Origin of the sequence: Shewanella sp. MTB7, assembly GCF_027571385.1 — a bacterium.
Taxonomy (GTDB): Bacteria; Pseudomonadota; Gammaproteobacteria; order Enterobacterales; family Shewanellaceae; genus Shewanella.
In genome coordinates this window covers 115,673-142,482 of sequence record NZ_CP085636.1, presented here as the reverse complement: position 1 = coordinate 142,482, position 26,810 = coordinate 115,673, and the positions used below count along the sequence as shown (strand labels likewise).

Annotated in this window: 19 protein-coding genes; 9 read left to right on the top strand and 10 right to left on the bottom strand. The window is 43.2% G+C overall.

The annotated features are described in order from the left end of the window. Positions 1–3: 3 nt before the first annotated feature. The 4 genes from HWQ47_RS00635 to HWQ47_RS00620 form a co-directional block, all read right to left on the bottom strand. Entirely contained in the window at positions 4–855 is an 852-nt protein-coding gene (locus tag HWQ47_RS00635) for a lytic transglycosylase domain-containing protein (RefSeq protein ID WP_269969295.1), read from the bottom strand. Positions 856–894: 39 nt separating this feature from the next. Continuing rightward, positions 895–1,905, bottom strand: a complete 1,011-nt coding sequence (locus tag HWQ47_RS00630) for a DUF3137 domain-containing protein (RefSeq protein ID WP_269969294.1) — start codon at positions 1,903–1,905, stop codon at positions 895–897. 9 nt (positions 1,906–1,914) lie between these two features. Beyond that, positions 1,915–2,484 (bottom strand): LemA family protein, encoded by a 570-nt coding sequence (locus tag HWQ47_RS00625; protein WP_269969293.1) that lies wholly within the window; start codon positions 2,482–2,484, stop codon positions 1,915–1,917. A 590-nt stretch (positions 2,485–3,074) separates the two neighbouring features. After that, positions 3,075–5,456, bottom strand: a complete 2,382-nt coding sequence (locus HWQ47_RS00620) for an acylase (RefSeq protein WP_269969292.1) — start codon at positions 5,454–5,456, stop codon at positions 3,075–3,077. Between the two features lie 263 nt (positions 5,457–5,719). Between HWQ47_RS00620 and HWQ47_RS00615 the strand changes: the two genes are divergently transcribed. Beyond that, entirely contained in the window at positions 5,720–6,880 is a 1,161-nt protein-coding gene (locus HWQ47_RS00615; RefSeq protein WP_269969291.1) for a helix-turn-helix domain-containing protein, read from the top strand. A gap of 170 nt (positions 6,881–7,050) precedes the next feature. Continuing rightward, positions 7,051–8,667, top strand: a complete 1,617-nt coding sequence (locus HWQ47_RS00610; protein WP_269969290.1) for an AbgT family transporter — start codon at positions 7,051–7,053, stop codon at positions 8,665–8,667. A 57-nt stretch (positions 8,668–8,724) separates the two neighbouring features. Here the strand turns inward: HWQ47_RS00610 and HWQ47_RS00605 are convergent, their stop codons facing one another. From HWQ47_RS00605 to HWQ47_RS00595, 3 genes are all read right to left on the bottom strand, one after another. Continuing rightward, positions 8,725–9,255 carry a hypothetical protein gene (locus HWQ47_RS00605; protein WP_269969289.1) on the bottom strand — a complete coding sequence of 177 codons (531 nt, stop codon included), beginning with the start codon at positions 9,253–9,255 and terminating at the stop codon, positions 8,725–8,727. Between the two features lie 229 nt (positions 9,256–9,484). Then, a complete protein-coding gene (locus HWQ47_RS00600; RefSeq protein ID WP_269969288.1) occupies positions 9,485–12,625 on the bottom strand; it encodes an efflux RND transporter permease subunit in 3,141 nt (1,046 codons plus the stop codon). 9 nt (positions 12,626–12,634) lie between these two features. Next, positions 12,635–13,807, bottom strand: coding sequence for an efflux RND transporter periplasmic adaptor subunit (locus HWQ47_RS00595; RefSeq protein WP_269969287.1), 1,173 nt, complete (start codon positions 13,805–13,807; stop codon positions 12,635–12,637). 451 nt (positions 13,808–14,258) lie between these two features. Here HWQ47_RS00595 and HWQ47_RS00590 point away from each other — a divergent pair, with 451 nt between their 5' ends. Continuing rightward, a complete protein-coding gene (locus HWQ47_RS00590; protein WP_269971628.1) occupies positions 14,259–14,996 on the top strand; it encodes a TorF family putative porin in 738 nt (245 codons plus the stop codon). Positions 14,997–15,114: 118 nt separating this feature from the next. Here HWQ47_RS00590 and HWQ47_RS00585 read toward each other — a convergent pair whose 3' ends face one another. Next, positions 15,115–15,804, bottom strand: a complete 690-nt coding sequence (locus HWQ47_RS00585; protein ID WP_269969286.1) for a DNA-3-methyladenine glycosylase I — start codon at positions 15,802–15,804, stop codon at positions 15,115–15,117. A 116-nt stretch (positions 15,805–15,920) separates the two neighbouring features. Next, a complete protein-coding gene (gene waaA, locus HWQ47_RS00580; RefSeq protein WP_269969285.1) occupies positions 15,921–17,186 on the bottom strand; it encodes a lipid IV(A) 3-deoxy-D-manno-octulosonic acid transferase in 1,266 nt (421 codons plus the stop codon). 302 nt (positions 17,187–17,488) lie between these two features. Between waaA and HWQ47_RS00575 the strand changes: the two genes are divergently transcribed. From HWQ47_RS00575 to polA, 6 genes are all read left to right on the top strand, one after another. Then, on the top strand, positions 17,489–18,136 hold the full coding sequence (locus HWQ47_RS00575; RefSeq protein WP_269969284.1) for a TetR/AcrR family transcriptional regulator: 648 nt from the start codon (positions 17,489–17,491) through the stop codon (positions 18,134–18,136). A gap of 258 nt (positions 18,137–18,394) precedes the next feature. Beyond that, a complete protein-coding gene (locus HWQ47_RS00570; RefSeq protein WP_269969283.1) occupies positions 18,395–19,588 on the top strand; it encodes a glycine C-acetyltransferase in 1,194 nt (397 codons plus the stop codon). A gap of 11 nt (positions 19,589–19,599) precedes the next feature. After that, positions 19,600–20,625, top strand: a complete 1,026-nt coding sequence (gene tdh, locus HWQ47_RS00565) for an L-threonine 3-dehydrogenase (RefSeq protein ID WP_269969282.1) — start codon at positions 19,600–19,602, stop codon at positions 20,623–20,625. Between the two features lie 70 nt (positions 20,626–20,695). After that, positions 20,696–21,004 carry a thiosulfate sulfurtransferase GlpE gene (gene glpE, locus HWQ47_RS00560; protein WP_269969281.1) on the top strand — a complete coding sequence of 103 codons (309 nt, stop codon included), beginning with the start codon at positions 20,696–20,698 and terminating at the stop codon, positions 21,002–21,004. Positions 21,005–21,141: 137 nt separating this feature from the next. Continuing rightward, entirely contained in the window at positions 21,142–21,978 is an 837-nt protein-coding gene (gene glpG, locus HWQ47_RS00555; protein ID WP_269969280.1) for a rhomboid family intramembrane serine protease GlpG, read from the top strand. A 530-nt stretch (positions 21,979–22,508) separates the two neighbouring features. Beyond that, entirely contained in the window at positions 22,509–25,268 is a 2,760-nt protein-coding gene (polA, locus tag HWQ47_RS00550; RefSeq protein WP_269969279.1) for a DNA polymerase I, read from the top strand. Between the two features lie 718 nt (positions 25,269–25,986). Here polA and yihA read toward each other — a convergent pair. Further along, positions 25,987–26,676 (bottom strand): ribosome biogenesis GTP-binding protein YihA/YsxC, encoded by a 690-nt coding sequence (gene yihA, locus HWQ47_RS00545; RefSeq protein WP_269969278.1) that lies wholly within the window; start codon positions 26,674–26,676, stop codon positions 25,987–25,989. Between the last annotated feature and the right edge of the window lie 134 nt (positions 26,677–26,810).

The following is a 26,810-nucleotide window of genomic DNA, read 5'->3' as shown; positions in this document are numbered from 1 at the left end:
CCCTCAACCTAACTGTTGATAACGCTTAAGCAGTATCTTAACCCGCTCTACATAGGCTATGGTCTCTGGATAGGGTGGAATTCCTTGGTATTGAGTGACAGTGGTGGGGCCTGCGTTATAAGCGGCGCAGGCCAGTTCAATATCGCCATTGAACTGCGAAAGCATCTTCGCCAGGTATTTCGCTCCGCCATCAATATTCTGTGCAGGTTTAAAGGCATCTTTCACTCCAAGCTCTTTTGCGGTATCGGGCATTAGCTGCATCAAACCCATAGCACCGGTTTTAGAGATAGCGTAGATATCGAAAGCCGATTCTGCGTGGATAACCGCTCGGATCAAAGCTGGCTCCAGCTGATAATTTTTTGCGGCACGCTGTATAAGATCATCGAAACGTTTCGAATACAGCGGCATCTTTTTCCAATCAAGATCTGAGTCTGGTCTGCAGGCATAACAGTCATAAAGGATCACCTGATACTCACGCGATCCTGGGGCATGGTCGGTAAATACAACAACGCCATTGTTATCTTGATACTGATACACTTTGACTCGGTCATCAGCCGTTGTTTCTAAAGTATATTGTGTTGAAGCACTACTGTTATCCAACATATGCCCAGATACTTTATGGGGGGGTAGACGGCCTAAACTCGCTAGGTTATTGGCGCGAGAAAGAGCTTGCTTCACCTTTAGTGCACTAGCGTTATTCAAGGTTTTTTTTTCAACAATCTCAGTGTTTTTCGCTACCGCTTGACCTGTGATCGCCAGTCCACTAGCAGAACGACTCGCTTTATAATGGGGTTTGTCATCAGCTTGGACAGTAACGCTGAGTAGGGGAATAGAGAAAAATGATAACACAAGCATGAGGCCATATCGCCCTTTCTCGTTGCGCTCTAATATCATCTATAAGCCCGTATATTCATCGAGTTTGAGTACTTCAATCATAGCAAAGAGTTGTCGCATCTCTTTATTTATCTGGCTAAACTCATATTCAAAGGTTGCACCATTAAAGATAGAACCTAACTCAAACCGATTCTCACTGCTTGCCAACATGATAAGCAATTTATCCTCGTAAAATGCACACTGTATCTTGCCTGAAAAACAGCTAGCAAGCTCCTGAAGTCGCTCCATAAAGGTCACAGTTAACAAAAATCTAGCTTCTATTTGATCAGAAGAAAACACATCAAATTGTTTTTCAAACCTAACATCTTCAAGCTTTGCTCGCGATAAGCTCTTAAAAGAGTCGGAGATAAAATTGATAAAACCACCGCGAGTTTTTACCACTACCGTGTGGCCGATGAATTTTTTGTGGCAGCTTAACTGTACCATCACACCTTTAAACACCCTTTGACTCTCGTGACGCTTATTTCGCTTCACCTCTTTGGTTAACTCAAGCTCATTAATCGCAATTTCAATCCCTTTATACGTTCCCTGAACATAGTCCTCAAAATTGGCATCATCATAACTTGGAAGCAACTTAGAACGTTTTAGTGTCGACAAATTCATGCTGTCGGTTGGACTAAAGATAAAGTCGTCACCGAAATAACGAAAAATCTTAGGATAAACACGCTCTTTTACATCAGATTTATAACGTGAAACGGGTCTAAATGACCACCAGACAAGCGGGATAAGGGGGAGTAAAAAAAACACCCAAGGGATCATTAATCTCTGCTGACGATCAATCAAAATAGAGACAAAAAATATCCCTAAGAAGATAGCAAGACTCATGTAGAAACGCTGCCTAAGAGTTTTTAATGTCGCCACTCGCCGATTTTCAAACTTACGTGTTAACGGCTCAATATATTCATCATAATGTACCTGCAGTGACGATAATTCATCGTCAACAGCAACCAAGGGCTTAGATTGACGCTTAGGCTTGATGGGAGCGCCAAAAATGAAGCTTATAATATTCATTAAATTAATTTAATTTAGATAATCGTCAGCATTCACTGAAGCTTTATCCGCCTCGTCAGCCTCGTAAAAAGGCATAACTTTAATATTCGCCATCGAAGCGATAATTGAACCGGGGAAAATCTCCACCGCATTATTCAGCTCGGTCACCGCCGAGTTATAGAAACGACGTGCGGCTGAGATATGTGCCTCAACCTCATTATAGGTCTGCATAGCCTGTAGCATAGTATTGTCAGACTTTAATTCAGGATAGTTCTCAACCGTTACCATTAGCTGCCCCATCTTACTGTTTAGACGTTCAGCAGCGGCAAGATGCTGTTTAATCTCAGCGGCATCGCCCTTGTTATAGCTGTTAGTTACTTGGGTTCTTAATTCAGTGATCTCGGTAAGCAGTGACTTTTCATGCTCCATAAATTTCTTTGCAATAATTAAAATATTCGGAACAATATTAGCTCTTTTCTTCAGTTGTACATCTACCCCTGACAGTGCTTCACGACCCGCATTACGTTTTTTAACCAGACTAACGTACCAAAGGTAGGCAATAATAATAATCAGGCCTAAACCTAATAACACTCCATCCATATTATGTCCTTAATTGTTCTAATTATTACTTCGTATCAAGCTCATCTCTTAACCCCCTAACATCACCTATTTTTTGCTCTATTTCCAGATATTTATCTACATGAAAATTCTAAACAAATGGGTGTAAATTGTGCACATTTCATAGAACTAACTCTCAAAAGTCGTTTAACACCAATTTAAACTCGATGTAATGAAGAGGATAATGTTAATTTTGTAATTAAAGCGTCTAAATACGATTTAAAATATATTTATGAGTGATTTGTAATATAAGCCATTGTTAAAAATAGAACTAAGCATAAAATTAAAACGGTAAAAAATGAACAACACCTCAAATAAAGATCAACTTCTTAACGATTATCTCGAACTAAACCTACTTAAATGCTTACTAGAGGGGAAATATTTGCTGGAGTAAGGATTAGTTTTCGCTTTTGTAGCATTATTCAGCAGAGGTACAGCAATCAATCGTTATATTAGGTTCGAACCAAATAACTAACCTTCAGGAACTCCCTAAAGATTAGCCGCTCAACCATAATCCCTTTCGGACTCATGTTTACCAGACATGAGTCCATTTTTTTACCTAACGCTCACTCCTAATCAAGCGTTAACTCGATAGTGTCGACTAAATCTGCCTGTATCTGCTCAGCGGTAAAGACCACTGGACGCCACTCTCCTTTAGAGAATAAACGCGTTTGATCAACAAAGTGCTCAGATTCCGGATCATGGGACTGGCCATAAGTTAAGAAAGCCTCAGCTTTAGGACCGGACTCAGTAAACTCCAGTGCCATCAACCAACTCGCACCATGGAACACGGGGTATCCATAACTCGGGACCTTAGCACTACTACCTGTATTGATATTAAACACCCCATCGATAGTGCCACCACCAGGAATGGCAAGCTTCTCATCATTTTTCATATGATATTGAATACTGCCTAATGGTGCCGCTAATGGGATATTAACGCTGGCAAGGTGCTGAACAGTACCGGCTAGTGCCTGTAATACAGGATCGCTATTAACGGTTCCATCATGCTTCATTAACTGTGACGGGGTCGTAACAGGCTTTCTAACATCGAATGCCTGACTAAATAGGCTATCACTCAATACCTGTTCGCCACCGACATCAAATACCTTTAAGAACTCTCTGAAGACGTGTGCGCCCTGACTCTCATTACGATATAAACCATCCCAGTTCGATAGGGTATCGCACGCTGCGGAGATATCGACCACATCAGAACTTTCCAGCGTAATATTGGTTACGCCATTACAACGTTCAATCACTTGCGCTTTAAGTATTTCAGACAACAAGCCCCGCTCACTCGTAACCACACTCTTAAGTTCATCGATATTGAATTTACCATCAGCGCCTGAGATCCCTTGTGTAGAGTGCTCCTCTAGCATAATGGCATTCATACGTGTTCTTGGGCTACGAACCGTCTGCTCTGGCCCATAAACAATAGAATATCCCTTTAGTGGTTCTTCTGCATGAGTTAACCAATGGCTACTGTTGGCATTAAACACGTAATCACTACGCAGAATTTTTGGTGCTCGTTCGAATGGTACGACGCCGGGGATCGGCGTTGTACCAGTATCAACCCATTCAAACAATGACATACTGCCATCTAACACTAATTGACCCCGACCACCTTGCCACAAGGCCTTGCCCACAGGATCGTTATTAACAAAATCCTTTACTAGAATTGCCGCAAAAGAGTTTAGGTTAGGTGCTCTTGAACCATCGATATAAAAGGCATTGCCTTTATTATCAGTGGCCATGGTGTTTACCCAAGGGATCCCCTGATAGGTCTCAAATGCTTCCTCAAACTCCTCGATAGAGTTGGCACGTCCCATAGCAAACCACTGACTAACCATATTGCCGTTATTAAGGTTTGCATCACGATAGGTCACTGCGCTGCCATCAGGAAACCAACCAATCATAGGCCCATAATGGGAAGCATAAAGGGTCTTTTTCATCTCTGAGCTGGTGCCATCTTCATTCTTAATCGAGACGCTATAATCTTGACTTGTCATCTGTTTATACTCGCCATCGTAAAGATAACGAGTCGGATCGGCGGGGTCCAATGTTAGACGATAAGTCGTGAAACGCTTAGATTGAGAAACAGTATGCGTCCACGCTATATTCTCGTTGAAACCGATAAGCACGCCAGGAACACCGACAAACGAAACACCAGTAACATTCATCTCTCCAGGGATCTGCAGATGATTCTCCACAAATCTTAAATTACCACTCCAAGGAAAGTGAGGATTTGACAGCAACATGCCACTGCCAGATTCAGTTTTATCGCGCCCCAATGCCCAACCATTACTGCCAAGCCCCTCATTTTGAGCGGCAATCTCATCAAAGGTTTGCCCCAATGGTTTCTCATTGGTAATAGGCGATGCCATAGCAATTTGATGACTTAATGCTCCACCACTGGCAAATAAGGCGAGTTTTAGGTGATAAGCCTGCAGATCAGTGACTGAAATTTCAGGAACCCAATCAGCACCACGACAAGGCGAAGGGTAGTTTTGTGCTCCCGCTTTATCCTGTACTGCCTGATTAAATCCAGCCGCATAGCCAGACAGAAGATCCATCTGCTCATCGGTCATAGAATCCAGTGCTGCTTCTGCATCGCTATAGATGTTTAACGCCTTTGTACCAAAGTCTGTGAGCACGTTTGCACTGTTGCTTCCTGCACCAAATGTCAGTGCTCGCTCCCCCCGCACTTCAATGATCTGCTCAGCCAAAGTGCACATGTTTTCTTGCGCATGGGCATAGGCCTGTCCATAACCCAGAGAGCGGAAATCTGATGCTGTGATATGGGGAACTCCGAAGGAGGTATATTCAATTTTGGCACTGCTCGGTAATACTACTTCCTCTTCCGGATCACTGTCACTGCTATTACAGCCGGCTAGCGCAAATGATAACGCCAGTGCGATAGGTGTAAGGTATCTCTGTTTATTATTATTTTTCATCACAATTAAACCTCTAGTAGCTTCCGCTAGGTAAGAACCGATTGGCTACACTATTTCATCTAATCAAAAGTTCACGGTTTGATAACCATTTGTTACTTTATTATCTAACTTGGATTAACTCGACCGTCCCGACCCGTTCGGACTTTTTGATTTACAAATAAAATCAGTTATTTATAATTGGCAGCCTAATTTTTAGTTTTAATTTGTTAAATTACAGTAACACCACCCACTTATCATCTTTATAGGCACAGCAGAGGAAAGCCATGCAGTTAATGACAATCTTATTGCTTATCGCTATGGGAATGAGCGTGTTTATGATGGGATATGTGGCTACCACTCCCCACCAGAATGCCAAAGCTCGGCTCTGTTTCTCCTTGATGTTGGTGGGCTTAATTAGCTTAATGATCGAGTTAGCTATTTTTGAAGAGGGAGGAAGTTTTCTCTATATCATTTCAGTTTCTGGCCCCTTATCTGTTTCTGTTCCAATCTTTTTTTACCTCTATTTTAAAGCCAGTGTCGGCCTAAATGATGAGTTTCAATGGCAGAATACTAAGCACCTGCTAATCCCCCTTATCTATCTCGCGATCATGATGCCCTACAACCTTTTAGATGAAATGGGTAAAGCCCATTTTTTCTCGCAGATTTATGCCGGAGAAGCCGTCTCCTGGCCACTGTCCATGACACCGATCCGCTTTTCCCGCTTATTGTTCATCAGCACCTTAGGTCTGATTTACCTCTATTTGAGCTGGCAAGAGCTGCATATTGAGCTAAATAATAAGAAACAAGATGTCCTCAGAGAGATGAGTAAACTCAAGCGTGCATTTCTAGGCATTAGCCTCAGCTTTATGGTGATTTTTCTGTTTTTTCTGTTCCGTCTTCCACACCAATTTACCTGGATGATCTCTAGCGTATTGTTGATTGTGACGGCAATAAGCTGCATGATTTTTTACTATCTACCGGTACTGGGTAAAAAGTTAATCTCAGATGATGCCCTGCATAAGTTACTGCCTAAAAAACCTCAGGAAAAGATAAATGATCCACGGACTGATGGGCCCCATAAGCAATACCGCTCATCAGTAACCACCAGCTTAGCGAAAGAAGTGCTGCATAATCTCAATATATTGATGGAGGGTGGGATCTATAAAGATGCCACCCTCTCTCTAGGTAAACTGGCTTATCAGCTGGATATTAGCACCCATCACCTGTCTCAGATCATCAATCAGCAAACCCAAGACAACTATTTCGACTTGATAAATCAATACCGGATTCAAGATGCAAAACAGTTGCTTGCAGATACTCAGATGAGTATTATCGATATTGCCTATGAAGTTGGTTATAACAGTAAGTCCTCTTTTTATACCGAATTTAAACGTCGAACAGAGATGACGCCAAAACAGTTTAAAAAAAACAGTAAACCTGAATAATCATTATTATCCTCGCTACAACGCCCACTTTTAAGCCAAATTAAGTTTGAATTAAAGCTTCTAGGACACTATGGATGGTCCACTCGGAAATTCCGAGCCTAAATAAAAAAGCCGCAACTAACACTGGTTAGTCCAAAGACGGCGAAAAACAAAAATTGAAAGGATAATAAATGGGATTGAATAAAGACGAGAGCGTGGCTTCGCCTCACCACTCTCCGGGTTCTCCAGAGAAACAAAGCGGCTGGTTTGTCAGTTTTCTTAATGTTGTCGAACGTCTAGGTAATTTACTTCCTCACCCCATTACACTTTTCGCCATGTTATGCATGGCCGTCATAGTGATAAGCGGCATTGCCGGCTATTTTGAACTTACCGTGGTCGATCCAAGACCTGTAGGTTCATCGGGACGAAGCGAAGATGGTCTTATCCATGTAGTCAGCTTAATGAACGGTGAAGGATTGAGAATGATAGTCTCTAATCTAGTCACCAACTTCACCGGATTTACACCTCTAGGCACAGTACTAGTCGCACTGCTCGGAGTCGGAGTTGCCGAACGTTCAGGCATGTTATCGGCAGCAATGCGCTTACTGGTCATGGGCGCATCTAAGCGACTTGTCACCTTAACCATTGTATTTGCAGGTATCGTATCTAATACCGCCTCAGAGCTGGGCTATGTAGTGCTCATCCCTATGGCCGCGCTAATATTTCACTCCCTTGGGCGTCACCCATTGGCCGGCCTTGCGGCTGCATTTGCTGGAGTATCAGGTGGCTATAGTGCCAACTTGTTGCTAGGTACCGTCGATCCTTTGCTGTCAGGGATCACTGAAGCCGCCGCACAGATGATCGATCCAGATTACTTAGTGGGTCCAGAGGCAAATTGGTACTTCATGTTTGCGTCAACTTTCCTTATCACAGGTTTAGGCGCATTAGTCACCGAAAAGATTGTCGAACCTAAACTGGGAAAATATGATCCAAATGAAGCCAATATCGACCTATCGAACCAGTCTATGGATAAGGTCACTCAACTTGAGAAAAGAGGCTTAAAAGCCGCGGGGATCTCGATATTGATCTTATCAGTACTACTGGCGCTAACCGTCATACCTGAGAGTGGCCCCCTTAGAAATCAGGAAACAGGTCTGGTTGCAGGCTCACCTTTCCTTAAGGGAATTGTCGCCTTTATCTTTATCTGCTTTGCAATTCCAGGATTAGTTTACGGTAAAGTCGTTGGCACCATGAAGTGCGATAAAGATGTTATTGATGCCATGTCCAACAGCATGAGCTCCATGGGCATGTATATTGTGCTCGTTTTCTTTGCTTCACAGTTTGTTGCCTTTTTTAAGTGGACCAATTTGGGAGCTGTACTGGCAGTGTCAGGTGCTGATGCCCTAAGCGCCATCGGCCTTACCGGCCCATTGGTATTTGTGCTCTTTATCATGATGTGTGGCGTTATCAACTTGATGCTAGGCAGCGCTTCGGCTCAGTGGGCCGTTACTGCACCGATTTTCGTGCCGATGTTGATGTTGGTAGGTTATGCACCTGAAACCATTCAGGCGGCTTATCGGATCGGAGATTCCGTCACTAACCTCATCACACCTATGATGAGTTACTTCGGCCTGATTTTAGCGGTCGCCTCCCAATATAAGAAAAATTTAGGAATAGGCACCCTAATCGCCACCATGTTGCCTTATTCCATCGTGTTCTTTATCGGTTGGACCTGCTTCTTTTTCCTTTGGGTGTTCGTTCTAGGCCTTCCTGTAGGACCTGGTGCAGCGACTTATTACACACCTTAAGATATAAACATTGCTCGGGAAATCTGATTTCCCGAGCAATGTTGCCAACCTAACTGACTAAATCAACTCAAATAATAGGTAAAATTTGTGCTCTAGGGTACCGTCATAGACATAAATTTTATCGAAAATAGCCATCGACTTATTGTCTACCAACTCGCGTATGTTTTCCCTCTCCTCAAGAGCAATGCCACTAGCAGAATTAAAGGGCGTAAAGATGCCTACCAGTAAGATCCCTCGACCAAATGTGCTATGGGTTTGCAGCATTGTTTTTTTATCATATTTCTTAGCAATAACCCCATGAACCACAGATTGAAAATCAGGCTTAATCTCATCCTCCACTCTTGTCTCATCGACAATATGAGGCACCTCATCGGCAATACTGCTCATCAAGCTACGGGCATGCTCCTGATCTAAAAAAGCGTCAGTAATTTCAATCCACGTTTTAATTTTATTTATATTAACAATAGCTTCAGGTGGATCTGGTTGCTCCAGAATTTCGAGTGATTTCCCCTCCATTTTTAAATGCTCAGCAAAAGAGTTCAACACAGCGAGCTCATGTTCCTGCTTTAAGTTTCTACGACTAATCATAGCCCTCCTCCTGAAGAAAAATATCAAAAGAAAACCAACTCATTAGTTATATTATAGGAGGTCTTAAGTGAATAGCTGATGTATAAGTCTTTATAAAGATTATTGAAAGATGAAAGTGAGGAGATTTTTTCACTGGCAGAGTGCACATTTCAATGTAAATACCAATGAATTTAAACCAACAAAAAGCCCGACGAATGCCGGGCTTTCATATCAAAACTGACTGACCTCTTTATTCAGGTGATGTCTCAGCTTTAACTTTCTTTTTCTGCTCACGTTTACTGAAGATACGCTCAACCACAACGAAGAAGATTGGGATAAAGAAAATACCAATAAAGGTCGAGCTCATCATGCCGCCAAGTACGCCAGTACCGATAGCATTTTGGCTACCAGAACCGACACCAGTACTGATGGCTAATGGTACTACACCTAGACCAAAAGCGAGTGACGTCATCAAGATAGGACGCAAACGAACACGAACGGCGTGCAAAGTGGCCTCTACCAGTCCAGCCCCTTTCTCGTAGAACTCTTTCGCGAATTCTACAATCAAGATAGCATTCTTAGTCGCCAGACCGACCGTTGTCAGTAGACCAACTTGGAAGAATACGTCATTAGGCAGACCACGCGCATTCATGGCAATAAGCGCACCAATAATACCCAGTGGGATCACTAAGATCACCGAGAATGGTACAGACCAACTCTCGTATAGCGCCGCAAGTACCAGAAATACAACCAATACAGATAAGGCATATAGCATAGGAGCCTGATTACCCGAGAGACGTTCCTCATAGGATAAACCGTTCCACTCAACACCAAATCCTGTAGGCAACTTCTTCACCATGGCTTCCATATCATCCATCGCAGCTCCAGTACTGTAACCTGGCGCTGTACTTCCTTGAATGTTCATGGCGGGTAATCCATTAAATCGCTCTAGACGAGGCGAGGCATATTCCCATTTACCAGTCGCAAAAGCAGAAAATGGTACCATCTCACCTAGGTTGTTTCGCACATACCAAGAATCAAGGTCTTCAGCTTGCATCCGATACTTAGCATCACCTTGTACATAAACTTTCTTCACGCGACCACGATCAATAAAGTCGTTGACGTAGGATCCCCCCCAGGCAGTACCTAACACGCTATTAACCGCATTAATATCTATGCCTAGGGCTCTAATCTTAGCTTGGTCGATCGAAATCTGATACATAGGTGCATCATCCTGACCGTTTGGACGTACGCCCACTAGATTAGGATTTTGAGCCGCCATACCTAAGAGTTCATTACGAGCTTGAACTAGTTGTTCGTGTCCTTGGCCATTTCGGTCTTGCAGATACATATCAAAACCATTCGCCGTTCCCAACTCAATCACAGCTGGGGGAACAAAAGCAACCACAATAGCATTGCTCCATGACATGAATGTGCCCATGGCGCGAGCAGCTACATCTTGCACCCCTTGACCTACTCCTTCGCGCTCAGACCAAGGTTTCAAGCTGATAAAAGCCATACCCATGTTCTGACCACTACCAGCGAAACTGAAACCAGAGACACTAAATACAGAACTTACATTCTCGCCCTCTTTATTTAGATAGTAGTCGGTCACCTCTTCCATCACTTTCGCCGTGCTCTCTTGGGTCGAGTTCACTGGTAAGATGGCTTGGGTAAACATGATGCCCTGATCTTCATTAGGCAAGAAGGCCGTTGGCATGCGCATGAAAATCCAACCTACTGCAATCGTCAAGGCTAGATAAACTAGCATCACACGACCAGTACGCTTGATCATCGACGCGACACTGGCTTCATAACGTGAAGTCATTTTGTCGAAACTACGGTTAAACCAACCAAAGAAACCTGTTGTAGCATGGCTTCCACCTTTAGGAATTGGTTTGAGCATCGTCGCACATAACGCAGGAGTCAGTATGATAGCAACCATGACTGACAATGCCATAGCCGCGACAATTGTGATCGAAAACTGACGGTAAATAATACCGGTTGAACCCGACATAAAGGCCATAGGGACAAATACTGCCGACAAGGTCAAACCAATACCGACAAGGGCACTGGTGATCTGATCCATCGATTTTTTTGTCGCCTCAATAGGACTCAGTCCCTCCTCTTGCATCACGCGTTCAACGTTTTCCACCACCACGATGGCGTCATCCACCAGCAAACCGATAGCCAATACCATGGCGAACATGGTCAAGGTGTTAATCGAGTAACCTGTGACATTAAGAATCGCAAATGTACCCAGCAAAACCACAGGTACAGCAATGGTAGGAATTAAGGTTGCACGGAAGTTCTGCAAGAACAGGTACATGATGACGAACACCAAAGCCACTGCTTCCAGCAAGGTGTGCACAACCCCTTCGATAGACTTCTCAACAAATGGCGTCGTATCGTAGGGATAAACCACTTCAAGTCCTTCAGGGAAGAAGGGTTTTAGCTCATCAATCTTTTCGCGAACAGCAGTTGCTGTCGCCAATGCGTTAGCACCGGTTGCAATCTTAATAGCAAGACCCGCAGCTGGGCGACCATTATAGAATGACTCAACCGCATAACTCTCCGCCCCCAGTTCTACACGAGCCACATCTGAAAGAAGAACTATTGCGCCTGACGTATCTGATTTGACAATTATTTTTTGAAACTGCTCAACCGTACTCAAACGACTCTGAGCTGAAACGGTCGCATTTAACTGCTGACCAGGCAAAGACGGAACACCACCAAGTTGACCTGCTGAGACCTGAGCATTCTGCTCTCTGATCGATGACATAACATCGATACTCGTCAGGTTATATTGGGTCAATTTCAGAGGATCAAGCCAGATACGCATCGCATACTGAGCACCAAACATCTCAATCTCACCAACGCCAGTAACACGGCTCATGGGATTTTGAACGTTAGTCCCTACATAATCGGCAATATCATTCTTATTTAATGATCCGTCCTGAGACACAAAACCGATCACCATCAAAAAGCCAGCGCTCGACTTATTGACTTTAACACCTTGAGCCTGAACCTCCTGAGGCAGCAATGGCATGGCTAACTGCAGCTTATTTTGCACCTGAACTTGAGCAATATCAGGATCAGTTCCAGCATTAAAAGTCAGTGTGACTATGCCATTACCGAAACTGTCACTGGTTGAGGAAAAATAGCGCATGTTGTCGATACCCGTCATGCGCTCTTCGATAACCTGAGTCACCGAATCTTCAACGGTCTTAGCTGAAGCTCCTGGATAAGTCGCTGTGATCACCACAGTTGGTGGTGCAATGCTTGGATACTGGGACACTGGCAATATGAAAATTGACAATATCCCAGCGAGCATAATGATAATGGCTATAACCCATGCGAATATAGGGCGGTCAATAAAAAAACGTGCCATAATATTACCCTATTTATCAGATGGACTAGCAGGCTGTTTTACCTGCTTATTGGCTGATGCGGGAACCGTAGTAACCGTTGATCCAGCACGAATTTTTTGCAAGCCCTCAACAACCAACTTATCGCCAACCGCTAAACCTTTGGTGATACGCCACTGGTTATCAATCACCTCAGCAGTCGTCACTACACGTGATTCAACCTTGTTCTGGGCATTGACTAACATGGCAATAGCTTGACCTTTAGGATTACGGGTAATGGCCTTCTGAGGAACTAAAATCGCTTCTGAATCTGTGCCTGTATTTAGCAGCGCGCGCACATACATGCCAGGCATTAAAATACCGTCAGGATTAGGAAACTCGGCTCTTAATATCACAGACCCCGTGTTCTCATCGACGCTCACCTCAGAGAACTGCAACAAGCCTTTTTGAGGATAAGTAGTACCATCTTCCAAAACCAAACTGACATCAGCATTATTAGTCGCTTTTAATTCACCCTGTTTCAATTTAGCTTTTAACCGAAGCAATTGAACACTCGACTGAGCGATATCCACGTTAATAGGATCTAGCTGTTGAATTTTAGTTAAAATTTGCGTTTGGTTAGCCGTAACCAACGCACCAGCAGTCACATTAGACACACCAATATGGCCAGAAATAGGGGCTTGCACTTGCGTGTATTCTAGATTGATTTTAGCTGTGTGTATTGCAGCTTCCGCTACCGTCACACTGGCCAAAGCTTCTTTATATAGCGCCTCAGCATCATCGAAATCTTGTTGACTAATAGCGTTAATCTTAACCAGTTCATTAGAACGTGCAGCCTTGGCTTTAGCCGATACCAGACTTGCATTTGCACGGGCAAGATCAGCTTCAGCACTTATCACCACAGCTTTATAAGTGGCGGGATCAATTTGATATAACGACTGCCCCTTTTCCACATCCCCACCTTCGATAAAACTACGTTCGGTAATAATTCCCGAAACTTGAGGACGAACCTCAGCTTCTAAATAGGCTTTACTTCGACCAGGGAGCTCTACAAAAATAGACTGAGGGCCAGACACAACGTCCATCACGCTAACTTCGACACTCTTAGGTGCACCCGCGCCTTGATTTTCATTCGCTTTTTGCCCACAAGCAGTTATCCATAACGCCACGCTAATAACAGAGGCAATTTTCACTATTTGCCGCATGAGAACTCCTAATCGATGCCACCAATCAAAGGTGCATATACTGACAGCAGAAAACTCTGCAGCTTTATACATGGGTAGCATATTTTTGTGTAAGATTTGAACCTTACTTTATCTCACAACTGGCCTTTCCCAACAAGAGCAAGCGGAATAAAATTGTAAAACAATACTAATTATCACATAAAAACAGCCCCTTATGTTAACGAATGGTTAAATTTAAGTTGTTGCAGATATCATTGTTGCTCACTTGTATGATTACAGCTGAAAGTATTGTAAGAATGGGAAAAAACATTATCACCACCTGCTGTTCTCTTCCGAATATCAATTCGTTCATAATTTTTCACATTCATTAGCTATTGATTCATCACAGACATCATTGTCATTCACAAGTTCTCCCTATAGTGCCCTTGCGCTTACGAATACTTTAAACGAGATGACATTCATGACCATCAAAATGAAACTTCAACACAAGTTAATTATCTGTGGCTTATTGCTGTCAGGCATATCAATGGCTCAGGCGGAAGATAGCAATCAAGTACTCGGGGGGACCATCAATGGCAACCTGACTTTTGCATCTGACTATGTTTTCCGTGGTGAATCTGAAACGATGGACGGCGATGTACCCGTAGTACAAGGTACGTTAGGCTGGGGAAATGATGATGGTTGGTACGGCGGTGTTTTTGCCTCTAACATCAAATTTGCCGATCCGAATCTTGAGATCGTCACCGCACCATTTATCGGTAAAGCAGGAGAGCTTGGTGACAGCGGCTTTACCTATGATGTCATGGTCTTCTCGTATCTGTATCCAGGCGCTTCCTACTCGAACTATACCGAGCTTTGGCTTAAAGTCGGTAAGCAGTTTGGTCAAGCAAATGTACAATTGGAAGTCACACCCACTCTCGATGATTGGTTTGGTGTCGATGGCTGGCAAGGGGTTAACTATGCAATTCACCCCAGCTATGCTTTTAGTAACGGGATCAATTTATCTGGTTCAGTAGGTTACCAAGATCTTGATGGCGAAGGTGCTGAAGGTTGGGGACACTGGAACTTAGGCCTAAGTAAAACCTATGCAGGCCTAAAATTTGATCTTAGGTATCACGGCAGCACTGTTGATGGTACACACAAGGTTTATGGTACACAGACAGAAATTTTTGATGACCGATTTGTTGTCGGCATCAGCAAAAGCTTTTAATTTTTAAGTTCGAAACGTTTTACCCTGCAACAAAGCTCTACCTCTATTTATTGCTAATTATTCAGCAATCTCGCACCAGCCCACCCGGGCTGGTTTTTTTACTCACGTAACATAGAATTTAAATCCGATTATCACCGACACTGCAAGCCAGAACACGACTGATATCGGCCAGATTTCTACCCGACTCTTGTTGCCAAGCATTAAATACCCCTTGAGTTTGCTTCAAACCACTCTTAGAACTAAAACCAAAGTCCACCAGTCCATGGGAGGTGAGGTAACCTTGAACATCTCCAGTTAGCAGAAACGTATCTTTGCCTATTGCCCGCAAGAAGTAGGGGCCAGTATTGCCACCTAAACGTGTACCTCGACGCTTAAGTACAGCCCAAAGTTCGGTGATTTCTTCAGCAGGCCAACGACCAATATATTCGGCTAAACTGCCATGCTCAAGTGCGATATCATGGGTCATAAGCGCATTATCATAGATAGCCATCGTCTTCTTCATATGACGGATCAGATTAGGATCGCTTGCCCTCTCCTGTAACTGTTCATGGGATAGCATTAAGACTTTGCTTGGATCAAAATTAAAGAAAGCCTCCTGATAAGCTGGCCATTTATTATCAACAATTCGCCATACAAACCCAGATTGAAATACTTTTTTACTCATTTCAGAGAGCAGTTCAGCATCTTTGTACTGACCGATTTCATCTTCAGTTAAACTGCCACTCAACAGGCTCTCGAGACTTTCATCCCCACCTTTACGATCACTGGCTCTTTGATAAATTGATGCAAAAGATTCAAGTTGGCTCATTGTAAACTCTGACACTCAAACAAATATGGTCCTCTATAGTATGAAAATGATGAGATAAAGCAATCTAGTACCAGTAAACAATACCTAGCAACAATGTAGAGCGAGTCCCTCAAAAGTTAACTATCAATGAGTTGGCAAACTAGTTCACACTGTTGTTTCAATGCGCCCTTATTAGTGTCAACGACACGCAAACTGGCTTCACTAACAGTCTGGTAAATCAGCTTATCATCAAACTTCGCAATCAACTCTTCGGCCAACTCATCGGCAGATGCGATCACTTTCAAGGCTCCAGCATCTTGCAGTAAGCAAGTTATCTCAGCAAAATCCCAATGATTAGGGCCTACATAGACAGGTAAACCAAACGCGGCAGGCTCTAATGGATTATGACCACCATTATTGATTAGTGTGCCACCAATAAAGGCCTGATCGGCAGCGCCATAAAAGGTCAACAGTTCACCCATAGTATCGCCAAGCAATACTTGGGTACTTGAGTCCACCTCATCACACTGACTACGACGAGCCAGGCTTAGGCCTGATGCAACAATCTTCTCTGCTGCTGCATTAAACTGCTCAGGATGCCGCGGGACAATAACCAACAGCGCATCAGCTTTGTAGGCTAATAAGCGCTTATGAGCCTCTATTATCGCGTCGAATTCACCTGGATGAACACTCCCCGCCACCCAGATTGGCGCACTCTGTTCTCGCCACTGCTGACGCAAAGCTTTTGCTTGGGTGATTTTATCCTCAGGGATCGAGAGATCAAATTTTAAACTGCCACACACGTTAATTTTGCTAGGACTGACACCTAACTCAATGAAGCGATCAGCTGTTTGTTGTGATTGCGCTGCAATGATATCTAAACTCTGTAACATCGGCTGGATAAGTTTCATTCGCTTGCTGTATTGCCGTGCTGATTTGTCAGATAATCTTGCATTGGCTAGCATCAACCTCATGCCTTGCGAGGATGCCTGATGGATCAGATTAGGCCAGAGCTCTGTCTCCATGATAACGATCTGTTTAGGTGATACCTGACGTAAAAAACGTCCCACACAGATTGAGATATCAAACGGCAAATAACAGTGTTGAACACTCGTTCCAAAGGCTTTAACCACCTCGGCAGACCCTGTAGGACTCGTAGTCGTAACCGTTATCGACATCTGAGGATAGCGCTGTTGGATCGCCTTTATGAGAGGAATCGCTGCTAACGTTTCTCCCATAGATACAGAATGGATCAACAGATCACTGTGTTTTAACTTAGTCAGACCAAACCTTTCTCCCCAACGACGTCGATAGTCTGGGCTTTTTATGGATCTAAATGCTAAGTACAAAACGAGCAAGGGTAACAAGAGGTAAAGTAATGCTGAATATATAGAACGATTCATTTGATCTGATACTTATTTAACGTATTAGCGGTTTAGTAGAGTAATGCTAACATACCTTAATCAGATACCCTGCTGCATTACGGTTTATGCTCGCGACTCACTCTATTTATGCCTAATTTAATTAGTCACTAGGGTAAATCAATTTTGCCTGATGAATTCTGTCAGTGCTAGTATACTCAAACCATTTCATGACTGCTTAATTCGGCACCTTGAAGTGGTTGGGTATATTCATCCAAGATCAGGGCTATGTTGGGCAGTATCAATCGACCTGAATACTTAACATCGATTCAATTAGGACGACAATGAAAACCCGCGATAAAATAATCTATGCCAGCCTGGAGCTGTTTAATGAAAAAGGTGAACGGAGTATCACCACTAACCATATCGCAGCCCATTTAGGGATAAGCCCTGGTAACCTCTATTATCACTTTCGTAATAAAGAGGATATCATTCGATCTATTTTTACCTTATACCAGAGTCATCTGGAGACGGGGTTTCAACCCTATGAAGGTGAACCCGTTACGCTTGATCTGCTTATCGGTTACTTTGATGCCATGTTCTATGCCATGTGGGAGTTCCGGTTTATGTATGCCAATCTCACTGATATCTTGAATCGTGATGAAGTCTTAAAGCAACTCTACCTAGACGCTCAACAGCAGGTACTCACACGTTGCAGTCATGTATTAACGAAACTCAGTCAAGATGATGTAATAGCAATAGACAAGAAAGATATTCTCCCTCTAGCTGAAACAATCCGCATGATTGTTTGTTTTTGGATTGGTTATAAACAGACTCACTCGAGCAATATGGAGATCACTAAGTCCTCTCTATATGAAGGGTTACTTAGAATATTAATGATATCCAAGGCCTACTCGACACCAGATTCGCTAACCACCTTCATGAGGTTAGAGCAACATTATCGAGAACTTGCAGCCGCACCAACCGAGTAAACGCTCCAGAACACACTTCACTCTATTGAATGGATATTATTTTAAATAATATCCTCTATTATCAAGCCTTAGGACCTTATTCCCTGACAACTAGCGTTAAATTGCTATTGATTAGTTTTTTTAATGTGAACTCTCCTGTACCCCTAATCTAAATAATCTAGCTAGCCCCAGCAAAAAAGGCTGTAAGCCCGAGCAAGTTTAAGGTTAAAATACCGTCACTCCAATAAACAAAATAATGCTAATATAAGGAGAATTCAGGTGGCAAAGACCTCATTCTACGATCAAATGAATCAACAACTTACCCAAGTAAAAGCCGAAGGTTTATACAAGAGTGAACGAATTATCGTCTCTCCTCAACAAACTGAGATTCAAGTAAATGGTAGCGAAGTGTTGAACTTCTGCGCCAATAACTATCTAGGTCTAGCTAATCACCCTGAGCTCGTTAATGCTGCCAAAGCAGGGCTTAGCGATCATGGTTTTGGTATGGCTTCAGTACGCTTTATCTGTGGCACTCAAGACATTCACAAACAACTCGAAGCAAGTCTTAGCGAATTTTTGGGCATGGAAGACACCATTCTTTACTCTTCATGCTTCGATGCTAACGCCGGTCTTTTCGAAACCTTATTAGGCCCAGAAGATGCCATCGTCTCTGATGCACTTAACCACGCTTCTATTATTGATGGGGTGCGTTTGTGTAAGGCTAAGCGCTTCCGTTATGCCAACAACGATATGGCCGAGCTTGAAACTCAACTCAAAGCAGCCAAAGAAGCTGGTGCCCGCAATATCATGATCGCCACCGATGGCGTATTTTCCATGGACGGTGTGATAGCGAACCTAAACAGCGTTTGCGATCTTGCTGATCAATACGGCGCACTCGTGATGGTCGATGACTCTCACGCTGTTGGCTTTGTCGGTGAAAATGGCCGTGGTACCCATGAACATTGCCAAGTCATGGATCGCGTCGATATCATTACCGGCACATTAGGTAAAGCCCTTGGCGGTGCATCGGGTGGATTCACATCAGCGAAAAAGGAAGTTATCGACTGGTTACGTCAACGCTCACGCCCTTACCTTTTCTCAAACTCTCTAGCACCATCAATCGTGACTGCATCGATTCATGTACTTGAGATGCTTAAGTCGGGTCAAGCACTTCGCGAAGCTGTATGGGAAAACAGTCGTTATTTCCGTGAGAAGATGACTGAGGCAGGCTTTACTTTAGGTGGTGCCGATCACGCTATTATTCCGGTTATGATCGGTGATGCTAAGCTCGCTGGCGATTTTGCCAGTCGACTGCTTGAAGAGAACATCTATGTGGTTGGTTTCTCATTCCCTGTAGTCCCTAAAGGACAAGCACGTATCAGAACTCAAATGTCTGCAGCACATACTAAAGCGCAGATAGACAAAGCAATCGAGGCATTTACTCGTATCGCTAAAGAGATGGGCATCATTTAGGAGTTTATGGGATGAAAGCACTAAGCAAACTGAAACCTGAGGTAGGGATCTGGATGGTCGATGCTCCGAAACCGGAGATGGGGCATAACGATCTGCTGATTAAAATTCGTAAAACCGCTATCTGTGGCACTGATGTCCATATCTACAACTGGGATGAGTGGTCACAAAACACCATTCCGGTGCCTATGGTAGTCGGCCATGAATATGTGGGTAAAGTGGTCGGTATTGGTCAAGAAGTTCGAGGATTCTCGATCGGTGATCGCGTATCTGGTGAAGGACACATCACTTGTGGTCACTGCCGTAACTGCCGTGCTGGCCGTACTCACCTATGTCGTAATACTTCAGGAGTGGGCGTTAACCGTGACGGTGCCTTTGCAGAATACTTAGTCATTCCTGCATTTAATGCCTTTAAGATCCCTGATGATATATCTGATGATCTTGCTTCCATCTTCGATCCCTTTGGTAATGCGGTACACACTGCGCTCTCTTTCGATCTGGTAGGCGAAGACGTATTGATCACAGGCGCTGGCCCTATCGGTATTATGGCAGCGGCGGTTTGCCGTCATGTTGGCGCACGTCATGTGGTCATAACTGACGTCAATGAGTACCGTCTTGAGCTCGCTCAAAAAATGGGCGCGACTCGTGCTGTTAATGTCGCAAAAGAGAATCTCAAAGATGTCATGGATGAACTTGGCATGAGCGAAGGCTTTGATGTCGGCCTTGAGATGTCTGGTGTTCCTTCTGCATTTCACGCAATGTTGGACACCATGAATCATGGTGGGAAAATAGCCATGTTAGGTATTCCTGGCGGCGAAATGGCGATCGATTGGAGTAAGATCATCTTCAAAGGGCTTATCATCAAAGGGATCTACGGTCGTGAGATGTTTGAGACCTGGTACAAGATGGCGAGTCTTATCCAATCAGGGCTCGATATCTCTCCGATTATTACTCATCATTATCATATTGATGACTTTCAGCAGGGCTTCGATGCTATGCGCTCAGGTCAATCAGGTAAGGTTATTCTTAACTGGGACTAATCTCATAGTAATAAGGCTGACAATGTCAGCCTTATTACATTTTCACTCAATAACTTAAGTAATAAATATCATGTCTAATTTTCAACACCTTAGTGTTAACCAACTTATTCAATTGGCACAAACAGATCAAGAAATTCAAATAGCGGACATACGCGATGCTGCCAGCTTTGAAGCTGGGAAGATCAAGGGCTCGGTCAATCTAAGTAATGATAATCTTGCTGATTTTGTCGCTGAGGCCGATATGGACCAACCTCTGATTGTTGTCTGTTATCACGGGATCAGTAGCCAAGGCGCCGCACTGTATCTAGTGGAACAGGGCTTCGATGATGTCTACAGCTTAGATGGTGGTTACCAAGCATGGCGCGAATCAGAAAGTTGATATTTTTCGTTTATTAACCACTGGACTTCTATCAAGCTAGCCCCTTAGTCTTTGTATTAGCTGTATATACTTATTTCTACTGAGTCAAAGAGTGCTATTCTATTTAATGTTCCCTTACCAGATATAAGGTTCAACCTATGATTGAAATTGGCAGGTTACCTAATGAAAGAGCAGCTCAAGCGCTAGTCGATTACCTTAAAGGCGAGAAAATCGATTGTAAAGTGATCCCCATTGAACAGGGAGTAAGTCTGGCGGTAGTTCGAGATCAAGATAGCATCAAAGCAGCGATGGAGTTTCAACGCTTTATCCAAAACCCCCACGATGATAAATACCTACAGGCCTCTTGGGATAATGGCGATACTCAGATAAAAATGGATTATGGTGCCCCCTCTTTGCAACTATTGACCCAGTTTATCTCGGGCGCAGGGCCACTGACTCTATCCATCTTTTTTATCTGCATCGTCATCTTTGCCGGTTTTAATCTGGGCTTTGCTAACCCAATTTATGAATATCTCTCTTTCTTTAATGCGGTACCTGATTCCAACCTAAGCCAAGTGTGGCGTATTTTCACCCCAACACTCCTACACTTCTCCGCGTTGCATATCATCTTTAACTTACTCTGGTGGTGGTATCTAGGAGGTAAAATTGAAAATAAGCTAGGTACTGCTCCACTGCTCATCTTACTGATTGTCGCTGGCACCTTACCCAATTTATTACAGTATTACATTGACGGACCTAATTTCGGTGGCTTATCCGGCGTTGTTTACGCTGTTGTCGGATACACTTGGATTATGGGAGTGAAGCGCCCCGAACTTGGTATAGAGCTTCCACCAGCATACATGAGCTTTATGCTGTTATGGCTAGTGTTTGGCTTTACCGATTTATTCGGTCTCTCCATCGCTAATGGTGCCCATATAGGTGGATTAATGGTAGGACTTACTCAAGGTTTTATAGACAGTAAGAGAAGGCGCTAAAACCTCAACCCCATTCTTACACTAATAGTAAAACCCTCATTTCGAGAGGAACAATATGGCTAAAACAGACTCATGAGCCTCTCGATTATCGAAAACCTTTGAACAAGCCACTAACGCTGCAATTTTTTCATTAAAACTCCTCTATATATATTTTTTTGTTTTAACAAGGGTGCAACAAATAACTTGATCAGTTTATTTTTCATGCTAAGTTAGTGCATCAGTTATATTAAGCGCTGTTTATTTAGCCAAATCAAGAATGTTGTAAATGATTAAATAAAAAAGTCCACAAAATAAAACCAAAATAAGGAAACTACAACGTAGTTCACACTTTTTTTCTTTACCCCTGAAATTCAATGGCTTACAAATACCTCATTTATACTGATTGATTAATAACATCGGCTGGTGTTTATTTTAGTACACAGACTTATCCACAGGCTTATTGATAAATTCCCATGGCCGAAAACTCCCTTCTGTGGCATGCTAGCGCCACTATCGAAAACATCACTCGAAACTAAAGTCGAATACTCATTATGCCGAAAATTGCCGAAAATCCTCTCGTTCTTGTGGATGGTTCTTCATACCTCTATCGAGCTTATTATGCACCACCACATTTAACAAACTCTAAAGGGGAAGCTACCGGGGCTGTATATGGCGTGATCAACATGCTGCGTAGTTTACTTAATCAATATAAGCCAGATCAGATGGCGGTAGTTTTTGATGCAAAGGGAAAAACCTTCCGTAATGATATGTACGAAGACTATAAAGCACAGCGTCCCCCAATGCCGGACGACCTGCGCACGCAAATAGAGCCGCTACACAACATCATTCGCGCTTTAGGATTGCCTCTTATTTGTGTATCCGGCGTAGAAGCCGATGATGTGATAGGAACAATTGCAACACAAGCGAGCAAAGAGGGACGCGCCGTGCTGATCAGCACTGGCGATAAAGATATGGCTCAGCTAGTCGATGAGAACGTTACCTTAATCAATACCATGACCAATACTATTATGGGACCAGCGGAGGTCACTGAAAAGTTTGGTGTAGGGCCTGAGCTAATCATTGATCTACTTGCACTTCAGGGTGATAAAGCCGATAACATCCCAGGTTTACCTGGTGTAGGTGAGAAAACCGCGGTTGCTATGCTAACAGGTGCGGGTAGTGTCGCACAGATATTGGCGGCACCGGAGAAGATCCCAGCACTAGGCTTCAGAGGGTCTAAAACTATGCCAGCCAAACTGGCTGAACATGGCGATATGCTCAAACTTTCCTATGAGCTTGCTACCATTAAACTTGACGTTGAAATGGAGCAAAATTGGAAAGAGTTAACCATCACTCCAGCCAATAAAGATGACCTCATTAAGTATTATGGTGAGATGGAATTTAAGCGTTGGTTAGCTGAAGTATTAGATAACAAGACTGGGATCGCTAGAACCTCAGACGACAGTGCTAACGAAGACCAAGTCACAGCTCAAGAGATCGCGACAGAGTATGAAACAATTCTAACTCATGAAGCATTAGACAGATGGATCGAACAACTATCAACAGCTGAACTTATCTCCATAGACACAGAGACCACAAGTCTTGATTATATGGTCGCTAAATTGGTTGGTATCTCATTTGCAGTTGAAGCAGGCAAAGCCGCTTATTTACCATTAGCCCATGATTATCTCGACGCTCCAGAGCAGCTAGATCTAGAGGAAGTCCTCGCTAAACTTAAACCTTTGCTTGAAAACCCAGAATTAAAAAAAGTCGGTCAAAACCTTAAGTATGATATCAGTATTTTTGCCAACATAGGCATCAAATTACAAGGTGTTGCTTTCGACACTATGCTCGAATCTTATGTGTTTAATTCAGTCGCTTCAAAACACAACATGGATGATTTGGCGCTGAAATATTTAGGGCACAAAACAATAAGCTTTGAAGAGATAGCAGGAAAAGGGGTGAAGCAGATCACCTTCAACCAGATCCCACTAGAAATAGCAGCTCCCTATGCCGCAGAAGATGCCGATATTACGTTGCGACTACACCAGCACCTTTGGCCTAGATTACAAAAAGATCCTAAACTCGCCTCGGTGTTTACCGACATCGAGTTGCCTTTAATCCAAATTTTATCTGATGTTGAACGTGAAGGCGTACTGATCGATAGCATGATGTTAGGTCAACAGAGTCAAGAGATAGCGATTAAAATTGATAAACTCGAGCAAGATGCTTTTGAAATAGCAGGTGAAACCTTTAACTTAAGCTCACCAAAACAACTGCAAGTCCTATTCTTTGAGAAGCTCGGTTACCCCGTCATTAAAAAGACACCTAAGGGAGCGCCTTCAACAGCCGAAGAGGTGTTAGTTGAACTTGCTCTGGACTATCCTCTGCCTAAGATCATATTACAGCACAGAAGCTTAGCTAAGCTGAAGAGCACATATACCGACAAGCTGCCGTTAATGGTTAACGCTAAAACGGGGCGAGTACACACTAGCTATCACCAAGCGAATGCAGCAACGGGTCGTTTATCTTCTAGTGAGCCTAACCTACAAAATATCCCAATTCGTACGGAAGAGGGTCGACGCATTCGTCACGCCTTTATTGCTCAAGAGGGTAAAAAAGTACTGGCAGCCGATTACTCTCAAATCGAATTGAGGATCATGGCACACCTATCCCAAGATAAAGGGCTATTAACGGCTTTCGCCGAAGGCAAAGATATCCATAAAGCAACCGCTGCAGAGGTATTTGGTGTCAACTTTAGCGAAGTCACCACAGAGCAACGTCGCCGTGCTAAAGCCGTCAATTTCGGTTTAATCTACGGTATGTCAGCCTTTGGACTCGCTCGTCAGCTCGATATCCCACGCGCCGAAGCACAAAAGTATATTGATACCTACTTTAAACGCTATCCTGGTGTACTCAAGTATATGGAAGACACCCGAGCTGAAGCCGCAGATCTTGGCTACGTCTCTACTCTCTACGGACGCAGATTATATCTTCCTGCGATCAAAGATAGAAACGCCATGCGCCGACAAGGAGCTGAACGTGCAGCGATTAACGCACCAATGCAGGGAACTGCAGCTGACATCATCAAGAAAGCGATGATCAATATCGCCCAGTGGATTAAATCAGATACCCAGGGTGAGATCACTATGATCATGCAAGTACACGATGAATTAGTCTTTGAGGTCGACAGTGATAAAGCAGAAACACTGCAGGCTAAGGTATGCAAAATGATGGCTGATGCCGTTAGCTTAGATGTTGAACTCTTAGCTGAAGGTGGAATAGGTGACAACTGGGAACAGGCCCACTAGTCTATCCATTACTCACTAATAAAAGGCTCCAGTTTGCTGGGGCCTTTTTGTTTCTAGACTTCTGCTATAAAACAACTTACTTCACCGCGCTGCTCTTTCTGAAAAATACTGAGCTTTAGCCGTTATTCCTATGAAAAACCTAAATGTGGTAAAAAGATCAAAACAAGTGCTTTTTTTAGCCTTATCCAATTAACCGATTAATATACAAACAAATAAATAAAAAATAGAGATCATATTCTGTGTAAAAAAACTTCACGAGCTTGGATCTGCGTCACATTACTAGGTTTTATATGAAAAACAGTTTTTCATATAGCGGTCAATGATGTAGTATTCGCTACGTAGGGTACAGAGGTTAAGATGTTCTATCTTTCAGACCTTTTTAATTCGCTAATTATAGTGAATAGCCAGATTATGGCGCCTCAGCAACTTGGTTTGCTGGGGCTTTTTTTCGCCTAAATTATATTTTAGAGCATTTACTTTAAACTTAAACCTATTCCATGTATGCTATCGATATTGAGTGTCAAAAAGCCTAGCTTGATGATACTTGAGTCTTGTTGAATTTAGCTTCTCCCCAAAAGAGCTAATTGGGCCGATGGTTTTTCCATCGGCTATTTTTTTGCCTAAAATCCTCAACATTAATTAAATTTAAAAACAAAAAGCCCCAGCTTCAAAATGAAACTAGGGCCTATTTTCTTAAAACAAAATCAATGCATTAAAGTTAAGTTTTACCTTCACTCTCTTCTGCTATATCTTCTGCACTCTCAGCTTCTGCAATCGCATCCATTAACCATTGCGGTTGACACCACTCGTTCAAAATGCTCAAAACTTTTGGCTTTCCTAATCCCTTTAACGATGAAAATGGTTCAACCTTAACTCGGTCATCATAATCCCCGAGGTGTTTTCTCACCTCGTTAATCATCTTCATTCGCTCGCTTTGCTTCATCTTGTCCGCTTTAGTTAGCAGCGCCAATACAGGAATTTCACTCTCAACAGCCCACTCAATCATCTGCATATCGAGATCTTTAAGCGGATGTCTGATATCCATTAGCACAACAACGCCCGCCAAACATTGACGTTCCTGCAGATATTCACCTAACGCATGCTGCCATTTTTTCTTTAACGCGAGAGGAACCTGAGCAAAACCATAGCCAGGGAGATCGACTAATCGACGGTGCTCATCTAACTCGAACACATTAATTAACTGTGTTCTTCCCGGTGTTTTACTGGTTCTGGCAAGCCCTTTTTGGTCGGTTAGCATGTTCAACGCGCTAGACTTACCTGCGTTTGAACGGCCAGCGAACGCGATTTCGACTCCTGCATCCCCCGGTAAATACTGGTTAAGATGCGCAATATCAGGAGCACTGATTAAAAACTTTGCTTTACGAAAATCCATACGAGATTCAGTCACTACCGACTCCAAAAATATAACGTTTTGTACTTTAAATATCGAAGAGTTGCTTACATTTTCACAATTTCGTGTAAAATATTACCTCGATCACATTTAGTACATTTTATCACGCTTGCAAGCTATGCTAGTAAGTT

Excerpts from the sequence above, each read along its gene's own strand:
- HWQ47_RS00625 (WP_269969293.1), bottom strand. The coding sequence starts at position 2,484 with ATGGATGGAGTGTTATTAGGTTTAGGCCTGATTATTATTATTGCCTAC.
- HWQ47_RS00585 (WP_269969286.1), bottom strand. The coding sequence starts at position 15,804 with ATGAGCCAACTTGAATCTTTTGCATCAATTTATCAAAGAGCCAGTGAT.
- polA (WP_269969279.1), top strand. The coding sequence starts at position 22,509 with ATGCCGAAAATTGCCGAAAATCCTCTCGTTCTTGTGGATGGTTCTTCA.
- HWQ47_RS00600 (WP_269969288.1), bottom strand. The coding sequence starts at position 12,625 with ATGGCACGTTTTTTTATTGACCGCCCTATATTCGCATGGGTTATAGCC.
- HWQ47_RS00605 (WP_269969289.1), bottom strand. The coding sequence starts at position 9,255 with ATGATTAGTCGTAGAAACTTAAAGCAGGAACATGAGCTCGCTGTGTTG.
- glpE (WP_269969281.1), top strand. The coding sequence starts at position 20,696 with ATGTCTAATTTTCAACACCTTAGTGTTAACCAACTTATTCAATTGGCA.
- tdh (WP_269969282.1), top strand. The coding sequence starts at position 19,600 with ATGAAAGCACTAAGCAAACTGAAACCTGAGGTAGGGATCTGGATGGTC.
- HWQ47_RS00615 (WP_269969291.1), top strand. The coding sequence starts at position 5,720 with ATGCAGTTAATGACAATCTTATTGCTTATCGCTATGGGAATGAGCGTG.
- HWQ47_RS00590 (WP_269971628.1), top strand. The coding sequence starts at position 14,259 with ATGAAACTTCAACACAAGTTAATTATCTGTGGCTTATTGCTGTCAGGC.
- HWQ47_RS00575 (WP_269969284.1), top strand. The coding sequence starts at position 17,489 with ATGAAAACCCGCGATAAAATAATCTATGCCAGCCTGGAGCTGTTTAAT.
- waaA (WP_269969285.1), bottom strand. The coding sequence starts at position 17,186 with ATGAATCGTTCTATATATTCAGCATTACTTTACCTCTTGTTACCCTTG.
- HWQ47_RS00610 (WP_269969290.1), top strand. The coding sequence starts at position 7,051 with ATGGGATTGAATAAAGACGAGAGCGTGGCTTCGCCTCACCACTCTCCG.
- HWQ47_RS00630 (WP_269969294.1), bottom strand. The coding sequence starts at position 1,905 with ATGAATATTATAAGCTTCATTTTTGGCGCTCCCATCAAGCCTAAGCGT.
- HWQ47_RS00595 (WP_269969287.1), bottom strand. The coding sequence starts at position 13,807 with ATGCGGCAAATAGTGAAAATTGCCTCTGTTATTAGCGTGGCGTTATGG.
- HWQ47_RS00620 (WP_269969292.1), bottom strand. The coding sequence starts at position 5,456 with ATGAAAAATAATAATAAACAGAGATACCTTACACCTATCGCACTGGCG.
- HWQ47_RS00635 (WP_269969295.1), bottom strand. The coding sequence starts at position 855 with ATGCTTGTGTTATCATTTTTCTCTATTCCCCTACTCAGCGTTACTGTC.
- glpG (WP_269969280.1), top strand. The coding sequence starts at position 21,142 with ATGATTGAAATTGGCAGGTTACCTAATGAAAGAGCAGCTCAAGCGCTA.